Consider the following 17,026-nt stretch of genomic DNA (forward strand, 5'->3'; position numbering starts at 1 on the left):
GAGCCGACGCCTTCGCGAGCAGGCTCGCTCCCACAGGGGATTTGTGGTGGATGGGGATCTGCGGACGACTCGGAACACTGTGGGAGCAAGGCTTGCCCGCGATGGCGGTGGCGCATCTGGCGGTGATGCAAGCTGAGCCGACGCCTTCGCGAGCAGGCTCGCTCCCACAGGGGATTGAGGGTGCTGCGGATATTGTGGTCAGCGCAGCCAAATGTGGAACTGTCGGTGGACCGGAGTGAAGTTCATCGTAATTGTCACTGAAACCCGGCAGGCGCTGCGGCTATAGTTCGCAGGCCGTCCATGGCCTGATCCGCATAAGGTGCCCGATATGACTCGATCGACTTCCCTTACTCCCTGGCTGGCGGCCATCGCCCTCGTGCTGTGCGCACAAGGGGTGGCCCAGGCTCAGGAGCGTTTCACCCTCAGCATTCCAGGTGTGTCGGATAACCGGCTGTTCACCGCGGCTGCCGCCAGTGACGCCAACAACTGTGGCGGCAAGAACATTTCCCCGGCCTTGAGCTGGACGGCGGGCCCGCCTGGCACCCTCAGCTATGCCATTGTCATGCATGACCCGGACGGCCAGAAAGGCCAGGGCGTCGACCACTGGGTCCATTACGGCATCAAGGCCAGCACGCGGCACATCCCGACGGGCATGGGCACCCAGTCTGCCCGTGAGGGCGTAAGCGGCACGAACAGCAAAAACACCCGCGGCTACATTGGTCCTTGCCCACCCATCGGCGACAGTGCCCACCATTACCTGATTCAGATATATGCGCTCGACCTACCCCCGCATGCCCTGCCAGCCGGCCTCACACGCCCCCAACTGATGGAAAGAATCAACGGTCATGTCTTGCGCAACAGCAGCGTAGTGCGCCGCTACCACCGCTAACCCAGACAACACAAATCCCCTGTGGCGAGGGAGCTTGCTCCCGGCGGGTTGCGCAGCAACCCCCCACCACAAAATTGGCATCACGCGCCAAAAGCGAGCACTATCGGGCCCCTGTTCATTCATACCGGAGGATGGCGATGACGCAGAAACCCGACGGCATCGCCCGCCTCAAGAACTGCCCCACCAAGGGCGACGAAATACGCCGGGCCATCGCCCAGAGCCGCAAGGATTTCCTGCCTGCTGAAGAGGCCGAAGACGCTGAGCCAGGCCAACTGCCGGCACAGCCCATGGATGACGGCCAAGACGCCTGAACCGTCCCGCTCAACAACTTTTCTTATCAAATCTGCCCATGACTGCCACCACTCATCTGCCAGACGCCCGATTCAGCCGATCCGACTACAAGACCCTTGGGCTCGCGGCCTTGGGTGGCGCGCTGGAAATCTACGACTTCATCATCTTCGTCTTCTTCGCCCTGGTCCTCAGCCAACTGTTCTTTCCGCCGCAAATGCCTGAATGGCTGCGCCTGCTGCAAAGCTTCGGGATTTTCGTCACCGGCTACCTGGCCCGGCCCCTGGGCGGCATCCTCATGGCGCACTTCGCCGATCGCCTGGGGCGCAAGCGGGTGTTCAGCCTGAGCATCCTGATGATGGCCTTACCCTGCCTGCTCATCGGCATAATGCCGACTTACGCGCAAATCGGTTATTTCGCCCCGTTGTTGCTGCTGGCGCTACGCATCCTGCAAGGCGCGGCGGTGGGCGGTGAAGTACCGAGCGCCTGGGTGTTCGTGGCCGAACATGCACCGCTGCAGCATCGCGGCTACGCGCTGGGTTTCCTCCAGGCCGGCCTGACCTTCGGCTATCTGCTCGGCGCCCTGACCGCCACGGCACTGGCGCAAATCTTCACGCCAGCGGAGATCCTCGACTACGCCTGGCGCTTGCCGTTCCTGCTGGGTGGGGTCTTTGGCGTCATTGGCGTCTGGCTGCGCCGCTGGCTGAGCGAAACGCCGATCTTCATGGCCCTGCAAGCCAAGCGCGAAGGCGCGACGGAACTGCCGCTACGCACCGTCCTGCGGGACCATCGCCATGCCTTGTTGCCCGCGGCCATCCTCACCTGCGTGCTGACGTCCGCCGTGGTGGTGTTCGTGGTCATCACCCCGACCGTGATGCAAAAAAGCTTCGACATGACCCCCAGTCACACGTTCGCCCTGAGCAGCCTGGGCATCGTCTTTCTGAACATTGGCTGTGTCCTGGCTGGCCTGATCGTCGACCGCATCGGCGCCTGGCGCACTGTCATGCTCTACAGCCTGCTGTTGCCGGTGGGCATCGCTGTGCTCTACGCCAGCCTGATCAGCGGCGGCGCCTGGCTGGGCCTGGCCTACGCAGTGGCCGGGCTGTGTTGTGGCGTGGTCGGCGCGGTGCCATCGGTGATGGTCAGCCTGTTTCCGCCGAAAATCCGCGTGTCCGGCATCTCGTTCACCTACAACATCGCCTATGCCCTGTGGGCCAGCGTGACGCCTTTGATGCTGATCGCGCTGGTGCCGTGGAGCCCGTGGGTATGCGTGGGGTATTGCGTGGTGATGGGCGCGGTGGGTGTGGGGGCGGCAGCATATTTCCCCGCCCGGCACTCGAAGACCGCGCAGCCCTCGTTGGCCTGTGAATCTTAAGAACTCTGCCCCTCGCTGTTGCCGAGAGAAACCGCGACCAGTCCGAGGTTGAGTTACCCATTCCCCATGGGAATGCAGTCCGCTTCTTCAGCAGCCTGTTCTGGAGTGCTTGGTTGACGTGCAAAAGGGGCTGAAGAGATGGACCGATGATCAAAGTAAACCCAACGCAAGGCATCGGGTTTTAGTGGCGGTTGCTCAAATGTTATCCAGCACGCGGTTCTTCTGCTGGTGGGTCAGGGCATGCTCATCAAGGCCATTCTCAGGCGCTTGATCAGTTTCGGGGTCTTGAGGCAATCGGCCGGGCGTTTGTTACCCAGGGCAGGCACGGTCTGCTCCAGCCACCAGAACCCTTCCTTGAGCCCCCTTTTTCCGTAGAGCACGACTGCCATGTCGAGGTTGTCATCCATGGCCTTGGCCAGCGTGCGGGCGTTGTCGTCGAGGTAGTCCTCTTCGTACAGCCGCACGAAACTTTGCCAATCGGCATCGCCGACGTATTCGTCTTCCAGTCCCATTTTAAAAACCTGCAAAGGAAATCAAGTTGCTGCCGGTCGGGTTTCGCGCCGAGGGTGCCAGGATCCCATCATAACCATTGGCCTTGGCCCAGGCGCCGATTTGATGAGTCTGGGTGTATTTGTTGCCGGTAATGCTCTTTAGCGAAACCCCCAATTGTTTACGCACATCAGCCCGGGTCAGATCCAGGACATTGTTGAGCTGCACTTTCTTGCTTACCAACACCCGGGTGGACAGGTCCACGCCCCAATGGTTGACTTCGCCCATGGCGGTCTTGCGTGAGTTGGCGCCATAGACACCACCCAGTCCGGGAGCGGTGTAACGGTGTCTGGACGCAACGTTCCACTTGTGCGCCGTCCAGGTTGTGCTGATCCGTCCTGGCTCTTCAAAACGATAAACCGTGCGGTTGACCTTGCGGCCCTTAGGTGGCGTCGAGCACTTCATCAAACCCGAGGGGTCGATCCAGCTCACCGGGTTTGGCGCGTACTGGTAGAGGTTCAGCCCACCGGCCAAACCGATGGGATCCGGTGTGGTAAAACGACCGATGTCCGGGTCGTAGAAGCGCAGGGTGTTGTAGTGCAGCCCGGTTTCCCGGTCCAGGTATTGGCCCTGGAACCGCAGGTTCTGCTCTTCGATGTAATACGGTTCGCGTAGCTCTTCTACGGTGTTGCCCCACACCTGGTAACGGGCCCGCCAAAGAGTGTGCCCGTCGGCTTCCGAGAGTTGTTCGGGCAGGCCGTTGAAATCGTTGTGGTAGTAACGGATTTTCTGGTGTTCACCCAGGCCGTCGACCCTCGCCAACGGTTCGTGACTGTCGTCGACGTAGATGTAGAGGCTGGTCTGATTGTCGCGGTGTTCCTGCAACAGTTGCAGCGCATCCCAGGTGAAGCGGGTGCGGCTGAGCAGGGTGGCGTGGCGATCGTACTCGGCTTTTTCGATGCGCCGGCCCAGCGGGTCATAGGTCATTTTCACGACCGAGCCATTATCGTTGCTAACCTCCACCAAACGCTGTTCGGCGTCGTAGCGCATGCGCTGGACACCCCGCCGGGCGCTGCGCTTTTCCACCATGCGGCCGAAGCCGTCGTAGCGGTAGCGCTTGTCCTGATAGGTCAGCAAACGGTTATGAGCGACCCGCCCGGTGCCCAGGCAATCGAGCAAGTTGGCGGCCGGATCATAGGCGAAACCTTCACGCTGGCCCTGAAGGTTGTCCTGGCTGGCGAGAATGCGCCCGGTGGCGTCGTAGTGCAGCAGTTGGCGATGAGGGGCATCAGGCAGGCTGTCGAAGCGTTCTACCAGTTGATCGCTGCTGTCATAACCAAACAGCGATTGCGCCGCCGGCGGCAGGAGCGCGGACTGACCCTGTTGCCGACGTTGGCGTGCGCGCAGGCGACCGCTGCGGTCGTATTCGCTGCGGGTGCTGAGGCGCCCTTGAGTGCGCAGTACTTCACGGTGCAGGCGGTCGCGTTCGAAGTCGCTGATGACCTGGCCGTCAAGGTTGATCTGGTGCAGGTGGCCGCTGCCGTAGTGCAGTCGGTTTAGCCAGCGACCATCGGGGAGCAGCGTCTGGGTCAGGTTGCCCAGCTCATCGTAGCGATGCTCCAGGCGTCCGGCCCAGCCTTGCTCGGCGATCAGTTGTCCAAGAGCGTCGTAGTTAAGGCCGATGCTTTGCTGCTCACCGGTAAGCGCGGTGAAGGTGATGGTGTTGACCTGATCGAGCGCGTCATAGCGGTACTCGGTGCGCCCGTCTTCGGTGACTTTGGCCACCAGCCGACCCATGGCATCGCGCTCCAGCTCATGGATGATCGATGCTTGCGGTGCGAGGTCCAGGCCGGTGCTGCCAGAAACCGCGAGCGCTTCCATGCGGGTGACGTTGTCCAGCGGGTCGTAGGCGTAGCGTTTGAGGCTGCCGTCCAGGCTGTGCTGGGCAGTCAAACGGTCGCCGGCGTCCCAGGCGAACCGGTAGCGCTCACCGTTTTCGTTGGTCAGCGCCAGCAGGCGGCCGTAATTGTCGTAGCTCAGCTCAACCCGGCGACCATGAGCGTCGGTCCGCACGCGCAGTTGCCCGTTCAGGGTGTGCTGAAAATGCGTGGTGTGCCCGGCGGGGTCGCTGTAGCCGATCAACTGGCCGCTCGCATCGCGCTGGTATTGCTCGGTACGTCCGTCCGGCAGTTGTTTGGTCAGCAGCCTGCCTTGGTCGTCATAGCTGAAAAGCGTTCGTTCCCCCAATGCGTCGGTGCTGCTGAGCAACAGCCCGCGCTCGCAATAACCGAACCGCGTGGTGTAGCCGGAACAATCAGTGTGTTCGCTGAGCTGGCCAAGGGGCGTCCAGCGCATGGTTTTGCGTTTGCCGATGGCGTCGACAACTTCCACCACCTGACCATGGGCGTCATGGCGATAGCGGGTGACGTTGCCCAACGGATCGGTTTCGCGAATGCGGTTGCCACGCGAGTCATAGCGGTACTGCCAGGTATTGCCCGCGGCATCAGTTTCGGCCAGGGGCAGCGCCCAGTGTTCGAGCCACAGTGTTGACTCGCTGCGTCCGAGTGGGTCAGACGTCCGGCAAAGGTTACCCGCCTCGTCATAACTGAATTGATGCCGTCCGCCGTTGGGGGCGATTGCCGCCACCAACTGGCATTCGTCGTTCCACTGGAAGGTCCAGGTGCGATCCAGCGCGTCGGTGGCTTCGATGATCTGATAGCGGCTATCCCAGCGACGGGTGCTGATGCGATTCAAACCGTCAGTGATGCGCGTAGTCCCGGCAGCCAGGTCGTAGTCAAAGGCGTAAGTGTCGCCCGCGTCGGTCCAGTGGCGAACAACCCGCCATTCTCGTTTTTCGATCAAGGCCCATTCGTAAAAGCAGCGCAGCCCGGTGGGCAGTTGGTGTTCAACCATGCGCCGTCCGGCATCGTAGGCGTAGCGGCGTTTCACGTGACCGTTGGATTGACGGACCTCGGCCAGATCGCCCTGGGCGTCGTAACCGTAGTGCATCAGCACTTCACGGCGTTGATCAGCGTAAAGCCGGTCTATCCGGCTTACCCGTTGCGGCCAGCGTTTGTGGTACGCCAGCGCGATGCTGGTCAGGTCGAAGGTGTCTCGCAGCTGGACCAACCGACCTGTGTCGTCGTAGTCGAGGTAGATGCGGTTGTCATTGCGGTCGCCCAACTGACTCAGGCGCAGCAGCGATGCACGGCCCGGGGTGGGTTCGAACAGCCGGTACAGGCCGTCTGAGCTGTCGATCAGCAATTGGCCATTGGCATGCCGTCGTACGCTGAGCCCTTCACCGGGACTGAACACGGCGCCGCCCAGGGGGATGGAGCCCATGTCGATGCGCCGGCCCTGTTCATCGGTGTAGACCAGCGTTTCACCGCCCTCGGGATGAGGCAGGATCTCGACGCGCACCTCGTAGGCCACGCTCCAGCCTGCACCGAACACGCCTTCGCGGCGCTCGTCGCGGCTGTTGTAGAAGCGTTGCCAGTCGATTGGCAAGATGCCGGGCAGGACGAAGTCCATCTCCTCGACATCGCCCAGAACTTTGGCGCCGGTGGCGGCATGCACCGGGTTCGATGAACCCATGGTAGCGTTGGCCGCGGCGCCCATCGCGCTGCTGACCGCCATCGACGCCGCGCCGCTCACCAGCATGCACGGCAGGTTACTCAGGAACTTGCCCTTGCCGCCCTTGAGCATCAGCAGCGCTGTGACTGCCAGACCCACGCCCGGGGTCTTGCCGCTGCGAATTTCGCGCACCACCACCGAGCCGCCGCCAATGGTGACATCGGGTGAAATCAGCCCGGATGACACGACCTTGGCGTCGCAGGTGCTGCGGTCGCCGCTGCGCACTGCTGGCTGGCCGTTGATGGTGACTTTGTCCGACCCTTCGGCCAAAAACTGCGGCGGCATCGGCGGGTGTTTCATGCACGTGATCATGTCCAGCGGCTTGGGTACGGCGCCGGGTGCGGGTGTGGCGACGGTGGGGCGCCACATCTGCGAGAAAAAGTTCTCGGCCATGTCCAGATAGCTGGGCTCGGCTTGCGGCTCAGGTGCCTCAAGCTCGGTGCCTGCTGGCGCGACATGGGATTGAATCGCCCCGGCGGCGCGAGCGGCTGGGATGTTGTTGGTCAGGGTGTTGGTAGAGCCGGTGAGGATGTTCGCTTGCACCGTGGGCGGGAACAGCGCGTTGCCAATGCCCTCACAGATATTGCTCAACCCTTTGTCGGCCCCGGTCTTGCTCATGGCGAGGCCAACGACGGCACCCACCACGGCACCGAGCAGGAAGCAACCCAACCCGCCGGTGGCGACTGTGATGCCCGTAGCCGCCACCACAGCCGCCGTCGCCAGGGCGGTAATCGCAATGTTGGCGGCTACTTCCAGCACGCCGCCAAGGATGTCAGCCATCATGGACGTGTGGTCCAGCGCATCGCCCAGCCGGGCGGCCCAGAGAGCGTCAGGCATGCAGCTCGCTCATCAAGCCGGAACGTCAAACAGCAACGAACCCTTGATCGTCGCCCAATGCGCCGCTTCAGCATCACCGAGCTTCTCGGCTTTCACGTAGCTCAAGGCAAGCATCTTGCGCGTGCCGGGCAGTACCAGGGCGAGCTGAAACTGGAAGACCTTCTCGTTGCCCTTGTTGAACTGGCTGCGCAACTCGATGCCTTCGACTTCCTGGTTGGCGCCCAGGCGCACGGCGGCGCCCGGCTGAGCGCGCAAATCCTGAACCTGTTTTTCCAGGCGCTTGAGCTGGTCGTCGAGGTTGCTCTGCAGGGTTTCGCCTTCGGCCAGCAAGCTGCGGCTGACGATCAAGGAGGTGCCCAGTTCAGGGAACTTGAGGATATTGATCGTTGCATCCAGCAACTCGCCGGGTGGCAGTTGGAACTGGAATTCATTGATGCGGTAAGTCATGGCGCATAAATCTCGAGGTTAGCCCTTGGGGAACGCGGCAGCGACGTTGGCGTCGATGCTGGCCTTGACGCCCTGACCGTCGGGCGTGGCACCGGGGCCGCCGCCGTTGTTCAGGTGCAGCACGCCGCCGGTGTTGAATTCGGCATCGCCGCTGGCATAGAAGCTGATTTGCACACCGGTCAAATTGATCTGGCCGCTGGCGTTGAGCTCCAGGACGCTTTCGCCGCACACCAGGCGCAGGTTCTCGCCCACTTCAATGACGTAGCTCTGGCTGATGCTGTCGGTCTTGCGCAGGCCCACCGAGAGGATGTCCTCCTGCTTGACGATGCGCAGGCGGTTGTTGCCGATGGTCACTGTCTCGTTGTGGCCGATGCTCTTGTTGCGGTCGTGGCCCACCGAGTGGCTTTCATCCACCTCCACCACGATGTCCTGGTTACGCTCGGCATGGATGTACAGCTGCTCGGCGCCTTTTTTGTCTTCCATGCGGATTTCGTTGAAATTCGCTGGCGTGCCGCCCTTGCTCGAACGGCTTTTCATGCCGCTCTGGGTGGCATTTGCGGGCAGGTCGTAGGGCACGGTCTGTTCGGCGTTGTAGACGCGACCGGTGATGATCGGCCGGTCGGGGTCGCCTTCGAGGAAGCTGACGATCACTTCCTGGCCAATGCGCGGGATCTGCATCGAGCCCCAGTTTTTCCCGGCCCAGGACTGTGACACTCGAATCCAGCATGAGCTGTTTTCGTTGGACTGGTCGTGACGGTCCCAGTAGAAATGCACCTTCACCCGACCGAACTGATCGGTCCAGATTTCCTCGCCCTTGGGGCCGACCACCAAAGCGGTCTGCGGGCCTTTGACGATGGGGCGATGGGTGTGGGGCAGTGGCCGATAACTTTGTTGGGCGGCAATGCAGGTCAGGCTGCTTTCGAACTGGGCCGAAGGCGCGCCGCCGCCGGTTTCACCGCTTTCCTGGGAAACGTAATAGCGAGCGCCGACGATCAGGTATTCGCGGTTCTGGTCCTGGCGGGTGAAACCGGTGAGGCTGAACAGATGACCCGAGCCCAGGCCCCGGGCGTTGCCGGCCAGCTCCACTTGCTCGTGCAGGGTCTGCAAGGCTTCGATACGGGTGCGGGCATAGTGCTCGCCGTCTGCGCTCTGCACGTAGGTGCCGGGGTAGTCGTACAGCGGATAGTCGCCGGCGGTGTGCGGACGCGGCATGGCCGAGCGCACGTCGATGCGCGCGCTGGGGCGCTGGAAGTCGTAGTCGTTGAGCTCCAGCGAGCCGGGCTGGACTTCCTGGGCCAGGTGCCAGTCGTGGATGTGGTCGCGCTCGCGCTGCTGTTCGTTCTTGGGGTAGTAGGGCACCGAACCGTAGCCGGGCACCGTGGTGTGGGCGCCGTAGGCGTCGGCCAGGACCAATACATGACGGCCCTGTTCGTGGCGGAAGAAGTAGTAGATCCCTTCCTGTTCCATCAGCCGACTGACGAAGTCGAAACTGGTTTCGCGATACTGCACGCAGTATTCCCACTCGCGATAGGGGCGGCTGAGGGCGTCTTCGAAGTCGGAGAAACCCAGGTCGCGAAACACCTGTTTGATGATCTGGGGGATGGTCAGGTTCTGGAAAATCCGGCAATCGGAGGTGCGGGTCAGCAGCCACAGCCAGGGCCGCAAGGTCGCCTGGTAACTGGCGAACTGGCCTTGGTCAACGTTCTGGCTGAAGCGCGAAACGATGCCGTGGAAATGCCGCTCGCCGCCACCGTCCAGTTGCAGGCTCACGCACATGGGCTTGCCGAGCACCTGGTTGAGGTCGATGGCGTTGTCCAGCGAGTGCAGCTGCAACTCGTAGTTGAACAGTCGCCCCAGCTCTTCGCCGCCGCCCATGTCCTTGAGCAACAGCACCTCAGGTCCCAGGGGGCTGGTGATTTTGGCCAGGCGTGAGGCTTGGTTGAATAACATCGAGTGTCCCGTGCAAGTTGTAATAGCTGAAGGAACCGAAACTCCACTGTGGGAGCGAGCCTGCTCGCGATAGCGGTGGGTCAGTCAACATTGATGTTCAATGCAACTGCGCTATCGCGAGCAGGCTCGCTCCCACAGGGTTAGCTGTGTTCCATCAGGTCAGGCCGCGTCGCTGAAATCGTACTGCAATTCATTGTCCCGGGCGCTGATCCGCACGCCGGCCAGGGCCTTGCCTTCGAGCATGCGGGTCAGGAACTCGCGGCTCATGTCCGGCAGCAGGCTGTTGGTCAGGATGGCGTCGATCATACGTCCGCCGCTTTCGGTTTCGGTGCAGCGCGAGACGATCAGGTCGATCACCGCATCGTCGTAGTCGAACGCCACTTTGTGGGTGTTTTCCACGCGCTTCTTGATGCGGTTGAGTTGCAGGCGGGTGATGGCCTTGAGCATCTCGTCGCTGAGCGGGTAGTACGGAATCGTCACCAGGCGACCCAGCAGGGCCGGCGGGAAAATCTCCAGCAGCGGCTGGCGCAGGGCCTTGGCGATGTCTTCGGGCTCGGGCACGTTCTGCGGGTCTTTGCAGACCTGGGCAATCAGTTCGGTGCCGGCGTTGGTGGTCAGCAGGATCAGGGTGTTCTTGAAGTCGATCACCCGGCCTTCGCCGTCCTCCATCACGCCTTTGTCGAACACCTGGAAGAAGATCTCATGCACGTCCGGGTGGGCTTTTTCCACCTCGTCCAGCAGCACCACGCTGTACGGTTTGCGCCGCACGGCCTCGGTCAGCACGCCACCTTCGCCATAACCGATGTAGCCCGGTGGCGCGCCCTTGAGTGTGGACACGGTGTGGGCTTCCTGGAACTCGCTCATGTTGATGGTGATGACGTTCTGTTCGCCGCCGTACATGGCTTCAGCCAGGGCCAGGGCGGTTTCGGTCTTGCCCACGCCGGAGGTGCCGGCGAGCATGAACACGCCAATGGGCTTGCTCGGGTTGTCCAGGCCGGCGCGGGAGGTCTGGATGCGCTTGGCGATCATCTGCAAGGCGTGGTCCTGGCCGATGATGCGTTTTTTCAGGTGCTGGTCGAGGTTGAGCACGGTTTCCAGTTCGTTGCGAGCCATGCGGCCCACCGGAATACCGGTCCAGTCGGCGACCACCGAGGCCACGGCCTGATAGTCAACGGTCGGCAGAATCAATGGGGTTTCGCCTTGCAGGGCCGTCAGGCGCTGTTGCAGGTCCACCAGTTGCTCGCGCAGGGCGTGGCTTTCGTTGTCGCAAGCGTCGCTGTTGTCCTCGCTGTCCACCACGCCGACGCGCTCGCGCAGGGTGGCGCGGGTGGCGAGCAACTCGTCCACCAGGGTTTTCTCTTCGGCCCAGCGGGCTTCCAGCTCCGCCAGGCGTTCGCGTTCGGCGCTGAGCAGGTTTTCGCTCTGGGTCTGGCGAGTGCCGATGGCGATGCCGATGGCGTGTTCACGGGCGATGATTTGCAGCTCGGTTTCCAGCGCTTCGATGCGCCGACGGCTGTCGTCCACTTCGGCCGGCACCGCATGCAGGCTGATGGCGACGCGGGCGCAGGCGGTGTCCAGCAGGCTCACGGATTTGTCCGGCAACTGCCGTGCGGGAATGTAGCGGTGGGACAGTTTGACCGAGGCTTCCAGGGCTTCGTCGAGGATCTGCACCTGGTGGTGTTTTTCCATGGTCGAGGCCACGCCGCGCATCATCAGCAAGGCTTTGTCTTCCGATGGCTCGGCCACTTGCACCACCTGGAAACGCCGGGTCAGGGCCGGGTCTTTTTCGATATGCTTCTTGTACTCGGCCCAAGTCGTTGCCGCCACGGTGCGCAGGGTGCCGCGGGCCAGGGCCGGCTTGAGCAGGTTGGCTGCATCACCCGTGCCGGCAGCACCACCGGCGCCCACCAGGGTGTGGGCTTCGTCGATGAACAAAATGATCGGCTTGGGCGAAGCCTGGACGTCTTCGATGACCTGGCGCAGGCGCTGTTCGAATTCGCCTTTCATGCTCGCGCCGGCCTGCAACAGGCCGACATCGAGGCTGCGCAGTTCCACGTCCTTGAGCGATGGCGGCACGTCACCGGCGACGATGCGCAGGGCAAAGCCTTCGACCACGGCGGTTTTACCCACGCCGGCTTCACCGGTGAGGATCGGGTTGTTCTGCCGGCGGCGCATGAGGATGTCCACCAGTTGGCGGATCTCTTCGTCGCGACCGACGATGGGGTCGAGCTTGCCGCTGCGGGCCTGTTCGGTAAGGTCGACGGTGAAGCGCTTGAGGGCTTCCAGTTTGCCCATGGCGCTGGGGGCCATGGCGCCGCTGGCTTCGCCCGGCACCGCGCCGGCATTGAAACCGTCGCTGGCGGTCAGCGCATTTTCCGGAGAATCGCCGACGTATTCGTCAAAGCGCTCGCTCAAGGCCTCGACCTTGACCTTGTCGAACTCTGACGACAGCCCCAGCAGCGCGTGGCGCAGGCTCGGCGTCTTGAGAATGCCCAGCACCAGGTAACCGGTGCGCACCTGGCTTTCGCCAAACATCAGGCTGCCGTAGACCCAGCCGCGTTCCACGGCTTCTTCAACGTGGGACGACAGGTCGGTGATGGAGGTCGAACCTCGCGGCAGGCGATCCAGGGCTTCGGTCAGGTCGCGGGCCAGGCGTGCCGGCTCGATATTGAACTGGCGGATGATGCGGTGCAGGTCCGAGTCTTGCAGTTGCAGCAACTGATGAAACCAGTGGGCCAATTCCACATAGGGGTTACCGCGTAACTTGCAGAACACGGTGGCGGCTTCGATGGCTTTGTAGGCCACGCTGTTGAGTTTGCCGAACAACGCGGCGCGACTGATTTCACCCATGCTCATGGCTCCTTGAGGTCTGTGAGGTGTTGGCTTGTTCGGCGTAATGCCTGACCAGTATTAAATCGTTGGCATCTGTTTCCGGGCGTCCCAACCAGGTATTGAACCCCAGGCGGAAACCAGCGTTGAGTTGCAGCGCCGGCACTTCGGGTTGTTCCAGGACCAGATTCAGGTCCCAGTCCAGTTCATGGCCCAAATATTCAGCGACCCAGGCCACCAGCTCGTTGAAGGGTTGGCTGCCGGGCAACATGCCCATGTATTGATCGAGCTTGAGTGGCCCCAGGCGAATGCGGAATTTGTGCTGGCGATCCCACACGTAGCGGCCCAGGCAAAAGTCCACGCCCAACTGATTGGCGCTGACGCCCACGCGGCTGCGTTCCGGCAGTTCCAGCCATTGGCCGACGTATTCTTCGATCTCCACCGGCAGGCCGAAGTACTCGCTGAGGATGGCTTTCAAACCGTCCGGGTAGCGGGTTTGCGCCGACAAGTGGCCGCTGTAATGCAGTTTCGCCGTGTCGGCGATCAGCCCTTGGTTGAGCAGGCTCGGCATGCCCCGGCCGCTGAAGGCGGCCAGGCGCGCCGACCAGTAATCATCGTCCGGGCGATCATGGCTGACCGTGGGCCGCGCTTCGGCCCAGGCCCGGTAGAACAGGCTGAGCAGGCGATGGTGGAACACGTCGAGGAAACGTTTGCTGGTGCTGTCGGCGTTGTTGCGCTGGCGCTCGCGCACGTATTCGGTGATGTGCAGCGGCAGCGGACCATTGGGGCCGCCGAGGCCGAAGAAGAACTGCTCCAGGCGAGCCGGCGCATCGCCCCGGCCCGGTTGCACCGAGGCCAGGGTCGCCGGAGCGAAGGTGCATTCGGCCTGTTGCCCCAGGCGCAGCGGGTCATCGGCCAGGCGCAATGAATGGCCCAGGCGTGGCAGTTCGGGGGATTCGCACTCGATACGACGCAAGGCCTGGAAGAAGTCGTATTCCCAGGGCTCCTGGTGCATCGCGTCCAGGGTACTCACAGGGTCGGACGGCGTCCGGGCTTGGCTTTCCATCGCATGATCTCGCCGCGTTCGGTGGTACGGATCACCGTCTCGGTAAAACTGTTGATCGACACGTAGCGTGCCAGGAAGCGCTCGAACACCGCGCCGAGCAAAAACACCCCGGTGCCGCGAAACGCGTTTTCATCGAATTCCAGGGTGATTTCCAGGCCACGGCCAAACACGATCGGGCCGGGCATCGGCAGGCGTCGGGTGCAGGCCTTGCTGCTGACTTCGCGCAGGCCTTCGATCTGCAACTGCACCGCCGCATCGTTGCTGTCGCCGTACAGGCGCAGCAATTCGCGCAGGGCGGCGGCGCCCTGGCCTTGCTCGCTCAGGGACAGGTAATTGAGCGACAGCTGGCTGATCAAGCGCCAGGCCTTGGCGTCGTGGGCATGGCTGGCCCGTGGCCGACTGGGGCCTGCTACGCAGCGAATCGCGCCGACTGGCGCGCTGTCGGCCAACGTGAAATCGGTCTTGCCGTTGCCCACGCTCATGAACAGTGGCAGGTCGCGGTTGGTGCACAGCGCCGTCACGCCCAGTTGGCGCAAGTCGTGGCGATAGGGTGCCTGCTGGCTGTCCACCAGGCTGACGAAGGTTTCGCTGCCCACGTAGGTCGAGCGCGGGCCGTTGCGTCGCTGGTCACTGGATAACACCCGCGGTTCGCGGCGTACCGTGTAATAGGCCTGGTCGCGCCCGTAACGGGAAGGATCGCGCACGGCATAGAACGGCAGGAACGGCTGCTCCGGCCCGGTGCCGTGACCGCTGAGGCCAGTCAGTGAATGCACTTCGAAATCCATCGGCCGGGTGCGGTCGGCGATCACGTGATGCTCATTGACCCGGTCCGACAGGTGGATGCGATCCAGGCGCTTGGGAAACAGGTTGATCGCAGGGGTGCAGAACGGCAGGAACTGCGAAGCGCCGACGCTGCCTTCCAGGCTCGGATCGTGACGGTCGAACAGCACAATCAGCTCCAGCTCCTGACCGTCGCAGCGCTTGACCGCGCGGCTCAGTTGGGTGAAGTCGACAAACAGGAACCGATGGGGCAGGGCGAAATACTCCTGCAACAGGCGATAACCCTGGAAGGCGCGCGCCACCACGGGCAGCGCGGCGTCGGCATCATCGAACCCTCGTGAGCACAACGCGTTCTGGGGCAAGCGTTCAACCCAATCGCCGCCGGGCTTGCGGGCAAACACTGCGCAAGCATTGCTCAGCAGTTGTTCGTAGAGGCGGAAGGGCTGTTCGTCGGCGCCGCTGAGGAACAGCGGTAGGTTGTCCAGTGCCAGGCTGTTGAACGGCAGTTCGGCGCCTGTGCGCAAGGTCAGGCGCAGGCCGGCCTTGGCCTTCGGTTCGCTGGCGGCCAGGCGCCCGAGCACGGCGGACGGGTTGCCGAAGTATTCGGCCTGGCTGACCTGCAGCGGCCACAACGTCACCGCGTGGGCGGTGCGGTACTCGCAGCAGGTCTGGGTTTCACGCCCCAGGGCGGCGCGCAGGACGGTGTCCCGGGGCAGCTCAAAGCCGCCGCTCAGCGAGCCTTCATCGGGGTCGGCCTGCAACTGCACCACGGTCATCGACGGCGTGGGGGCCAGGTAGTGGGGGTAGGCGATTTCCAGCAGGTTATGGGTGAAGGTCGGGTACTCGGCATCGAGCTTGAGCTGCACCCGCGCGGTCAGGTAGGCGAAACCTTCCAGCAAACGTTCGACGTAGGGGTCGGCGCAGTCCATCCCGGACAACGTCAGCCGACTGGCGATCTTGGGGTATTCCTTGGCGAACTCTGCGGCGCTTTCGCGCACATGGTGCAGTTCCTGGTTGTACAGCTCCAGCAGGCGCGGGTTCATGAGCGTCTCCGCTGGTCGGCGTGAACCACCCGGACATGCCCGGTTTCCAGGTCCAGGTCGGTTTGCAGCATCAGGCGCAGCGGCACGGGCTGGGCCCAGAGATCGCCTTCGATCTCGAAACTCAAGGCGTTGTGGTTCATCTCGGCGGTTGCTCGGGCTCGCACGCGCAGGGTGTGACGCAGGATGCGCGGTTCGAACGTGGCGATGGCTTGGTGAATCAATGCTTCCAGGGCCGGGACGTCGACGTTCGACGCGCTGTTGCCGGCCAGCGCAGGCAGGCCGAAATTGACCACCGATGTGCCTGCCGGGGTGTGCAGCGTGGTGTCGGCATCGAGCAACGAAGTGGTGTTGAGCAGCCACGCCAGGTCACGCAGCACCGAGGCTTTCAACTGGGTGAGCGACAACACGCGCTTGTCGGCGCTTTCCTTGGGGTTGCTCGGATCGTCGTCGGTCAACCGGTCCAGCAGGGACGGTTGCAGGCGATCGCGGGTGGCGATTTCGGTTACCACGTAAACAGCGCCACAAAGTTTTTCTGGTCAAGGGCACCGGCCATGCAACGGCCGCCACCGGCCACAATCGATGCCTCCAGACGGCCTTCGATTTGTCGGATGGCTTGGTATTGAGAGCGACATTCAGTGCTTGGCGCCGGTTCTGGTTCGAAATGCTGCACGATGATGATCAAGGCGTTGTTGAAACTTTCGACGCGTGGCAAGCCTTTGCGGTCGACGCTTAAGTGGCAGGGCCACGGCATGTCCAGCGTGAGCAGGCTTTGGTCCGGCTTGCGCAAGGCGCAGCGTTGACCGTGGTTTTCCAGGGTCAGGATCTGACCGGCGAGATCGACCTGAGCGCTTTGTGCAGCCGCAGGGTCGGTCTGTTCGGCACAGGCGTTCAGGCTCAGGAAAAGACCGCCTGACAGCGCCGATAGCAGCGCTCGTTTGATCATGTCAGCTCCCAAAACCAGACTTGCTTTGAGCGATGAGCCTGATCGGCGAAGTCGCCAGTGGCCCTGCCGCGATTCCATAGATCAATATGGTCACCGGTGCGCGCCTCTTCGGATTGCCCGAGCCGTGCAAAACAGTCCTTGAAGAAAATGATGCCTGTCTTCTGATTGAGTGTGCGGCGGTCCTCGGCGCTTCCCGTGAGAATCGTTGGACGACCCAGATGATGGCGCCAAAGCCAGTTGGCCAACGACTCGGCGCCCCGAGCATGTTCGTGCGCACACTTGGGTTCGCTGTAAGTCGATTTGTTGACCTTGATCGTCTGTTCCGCATTGAGCGTGATGCTCATCCGGATCGCGCATTGATTATCCCAAGGCCCATCACAGGGCGTTGATGTTGCGGGATAGCTGTTCCACAAATTGATAAACGAAGGCTTGGCCATGACTCAGATACCGGGTGGGA

Annotated in this window: 13 protein-coding genes; 3 read left to right on the top strand and 10 right to left on the bottom strand. The window is 62.6% G+C overall.

The window, feature by feature from the left end:
* Nucleotides 1-328 precede the first annotated feature (328 nt).
* The 3 genes from MA884_RS26235 (at nt 329) to MA884_RS26245 (ending at nt 2,552) form a co-directional block, all read left to right on the top strand.
* Complete coding sequence (locus tag MA884_RS26235) at nt 329-889, top strand: YbhB/YbcL family Raf kinase inhibitor-like protein (protein ID WP_256233221.1); 561 nt, start codon at nt 329-331, stop codon at nt 887-889.
* A 137-nt stretch (nt 890-1,026) separates the two neighbouring features.
* Nucleotides 1,027-1,200 carry a hypothetical protein gene (locus MA884_RS26240; protein ID WP_256233222.1) on the top strand — a complete coding sequence of 58 codons (174 nt, stop codon included), beginning with the start codon at nt 1,027-1,029 and terminating at the stop codon, nt 1,198-1,200.
* Nucleotides 1,201-1,238: 38 nt separating this feature from the next.
* Complete coding sequence (locus tag MA884_RS26245; protein WP_256233223.1) at nt 1,239-2,552, top strand: MFS transporter; 1,314 nt, start codon at nt 1,239-1,241, stop codon at nt 2,550-2,552.
* A 233-nt stretch (nt 2,553-2,785) separates the two neighbouring features.
* Here MA884_RS26245 and MA884_RS26250 read toward each other — a convergent pair whose 3' ends face one another.
* From MA884_RS26250 to MA884_RS26295, 10 genes are all read right to left on the bottom strand, one after another.
* Nucleotides 2,786-3,064, bottom strand: a complete 279-nt coding sequence (locus tag MA884_RS26250) for a hypothetical protein (RefSeq protein WP_256233224.1) — start codon at nt 3,062-3,064, stop codon at nt 2,786-2,788.
* 1 nt (nt 3,065) lies between these two features.
* Complete coding sequence (locus MA884_RS26255) at nt 3,066-7,511, bottom strand: RHS repeat-associated core domain-containing protein (protein WP_256233225.1); 4,446 nt, start codon at nt 7,509-7,511, stop codon at nt 3,066-3,068.
* Nucleotides 7,512-7,523: 12 nt separating this feature from the next.
* Nucleotides 7,524-7,958, bottom strand: coding sequence for a DcrB-related protein (locus MA884_RS26260; protein WP_256233226.1), 435 nt, complete (start codon nt 7,956-7,958; stop codon nt 7,524-7,526).
* 18 nt (nt 7,959-7,976) lie between these two features.
* Nucleotides 7,977-9,908: a type VI secretion system tip protein TssI/VgrG gene (gene tssI / locus MA884_RS26265; protein ID WP_256233227.1), complete on the bottom strand. Its 1,932-nt coding sequence runs from the start codon at nt 9,906-9,908 to the stop codon at nt 7,977-7,979.
* Between the two features lie 159 nt (nt 9,909-10,067).
* On the bottom strand, nt 10,068-12,758 hold the full coding sequence (gene tssH, locus MA884_RS26270; RefSeq protein ID WP_256233228.1) for a type VI secretion system ATPase TssH: 2,691 nt from the start codon (nt 12,756-12,758) through the stop codon (nt 10,068-10,070).
* A complete protein-coding gene (gene tssG, locus MA884_RS26275) occupies nt 12,751-13,803 on the bottom strand; it encodes a type VI secretion system baseplate subunit TssG (protein WP_256233229.1) in 1,053 nt (350 codons plus the stop codon). The genes tssH and tssG overlap by 8 nt, the downstream gene beginning before the upstream one ends.
* On the bottom strand, nt 13,767-15,626 hold the full coding sequence (gene tssF, locus MA884_RS26280; RefSeq protein ID WP_256233230.1) for a type VI secretion system baseplate subunit TssF: 1,860 nt from the start codon (nt 15,624-15,626) through the stop codon (nt 13,767-13,769). Before tssF ends, tssG begins: the two co-directional genes overlap by 37 nt.
* A complete protein-coding gene (tssE, locus tag MA884_RS26285; protein ID WP_256233231.1) occupies nt 15,623-16,135 on the bottom strand; it encodes a type VI secretion system baseplate subunit TssE in 513 nt (170 codons plus the stop codon). Before tssE ends, tssF begins: the two co-directional genes overlap by 4 nt.
* The gene (locus MA884_RS26290; protein ID WP_256233232.1) at nt 16,129-16,569 is read right to left on the bottom strand and encodes a hypothetical protein; all 441 of its coding nucleotides are present in this window, start codon (nt 16,567-16,569) and stop codon (nt 16,129-16,131) included. The genes tssE and MA884_RS26290 overlap by 7 nt, the downstream gene beginning before the upstream one ends.
* On the bottom strand, nt 16,566-17,006 hold the full coding sequence (locus tag MA884_RS26295) for a type VI secretion system amidase effector protein Tae4 (protein WP_139048770.1): 441 nt from the start codon (nt 17,004-17,006) through the stop codon (nt 16,566-16,568). Before MA884_RS26295 ends, MA884_RS26290 begins: the two co-directional genes overlap by 4 nt.
* Between the last annotated feature and the right edge of the window lie 20 nt (nt 17,007-17,026).

It is taken from the genome of Pseudomonas sp. Q11, from assembly GCF_024494355.1.
In the GTDB taxonomy this organism is placed as follows: Bacteria; Pseudomonadota; Gammaproteobacteria; order Pseudomonadales; family Pseudomonadaceae; genus Aquipseudomonas; species Aquipseudomonas hefeiensis.

Excerpts from the sequence above, each read along its gene's own strand:
- MA884_RS26235 (WP_256233221.1), top strand. The coding sequence starts at position 329 with ATGACTCGATCGACTTCCCTTACTCCCTGGCTGGCGGCCATCGCCCTC.
- MA884_RS26240 (WP_256233222.1), top strand. The coding sequence starts at position 1,027 with ATGACGCAGAAACCCGACGGCATCGCCCGCCTCAAGAACTGCCCCACC.
- MA884_RS26245 (WP_256233223.1), top strand. The coding sequence starts at position 1,239 with ATGACTGCCACCACTCATCTGCCAGACGCCCGATTCAGCCGATCCGAC.
- MA884_RS26250 (WP_256233224.1), bottom strand. The coding sequence starts at position 3,064 with ATGGGACTGGAAGACGAATACGTCGGCGATGCCGATTGGCAAAGTTTC.
- MA884_RS26255 (WP_256233225.1), bottom strand. The coding sequence starts at position 7,511 with ATGCCTGACGCTCTCTGGGCCGCCCGGCTGGGCGATGCGCTGGACCAC.
- MA884_RS26260 (WP_256233226.1), bottom strand. The coding sequence starts at position 7,958 with ATGACTTACCGCATCAATGAATTCCAGTTCCAACTGCCACCCGGCGAG.
- tssI (WP_256233227.1), bottom strand. The coding sequence starts at position 9,908 with ATGTTATTCAACCAAGCCTCACGCCTGGCCAAAATCACCAGCCCCCTG.
- tssH (WP_256233228.1), bottom strand. The coding sequence starts at position 12,758 with ATGGGTGAAATCAGTCGCGCCGCGTTGTTCGGCAAACTCAACAGCGTG.
- tssG (WP_256233229.1), bottom strand. The coding sequence starts at position 13,803 with ATGGAAAGCCAAGCCCGGACGCCGTCCGACCCTGTGAGTACCCTGGAC.
- tssF (WP_256233230.1), bottom strand. The coding sequence starts at position 15,626 with ATGAACCCGCGCCTGCTGGAGCTGTACAACCAGGAACTGCACCATGTG.
- MA884_RS26290 (WP_256233232.1), bottom strand. The coding sequence starts at position 16,569 with ATGATCAAACGAGCGCTGCTATCGGCGCTGTCAGGCGGTCTTTTCCTG.
- MA884_RS26295 (WP_139048770.1), bottom strand. The coding sequence starts at position 17,006 with ATGGCCAAGCCTTCGTTTATCAATTTGTGGAACAGCTATCCCGCAACA.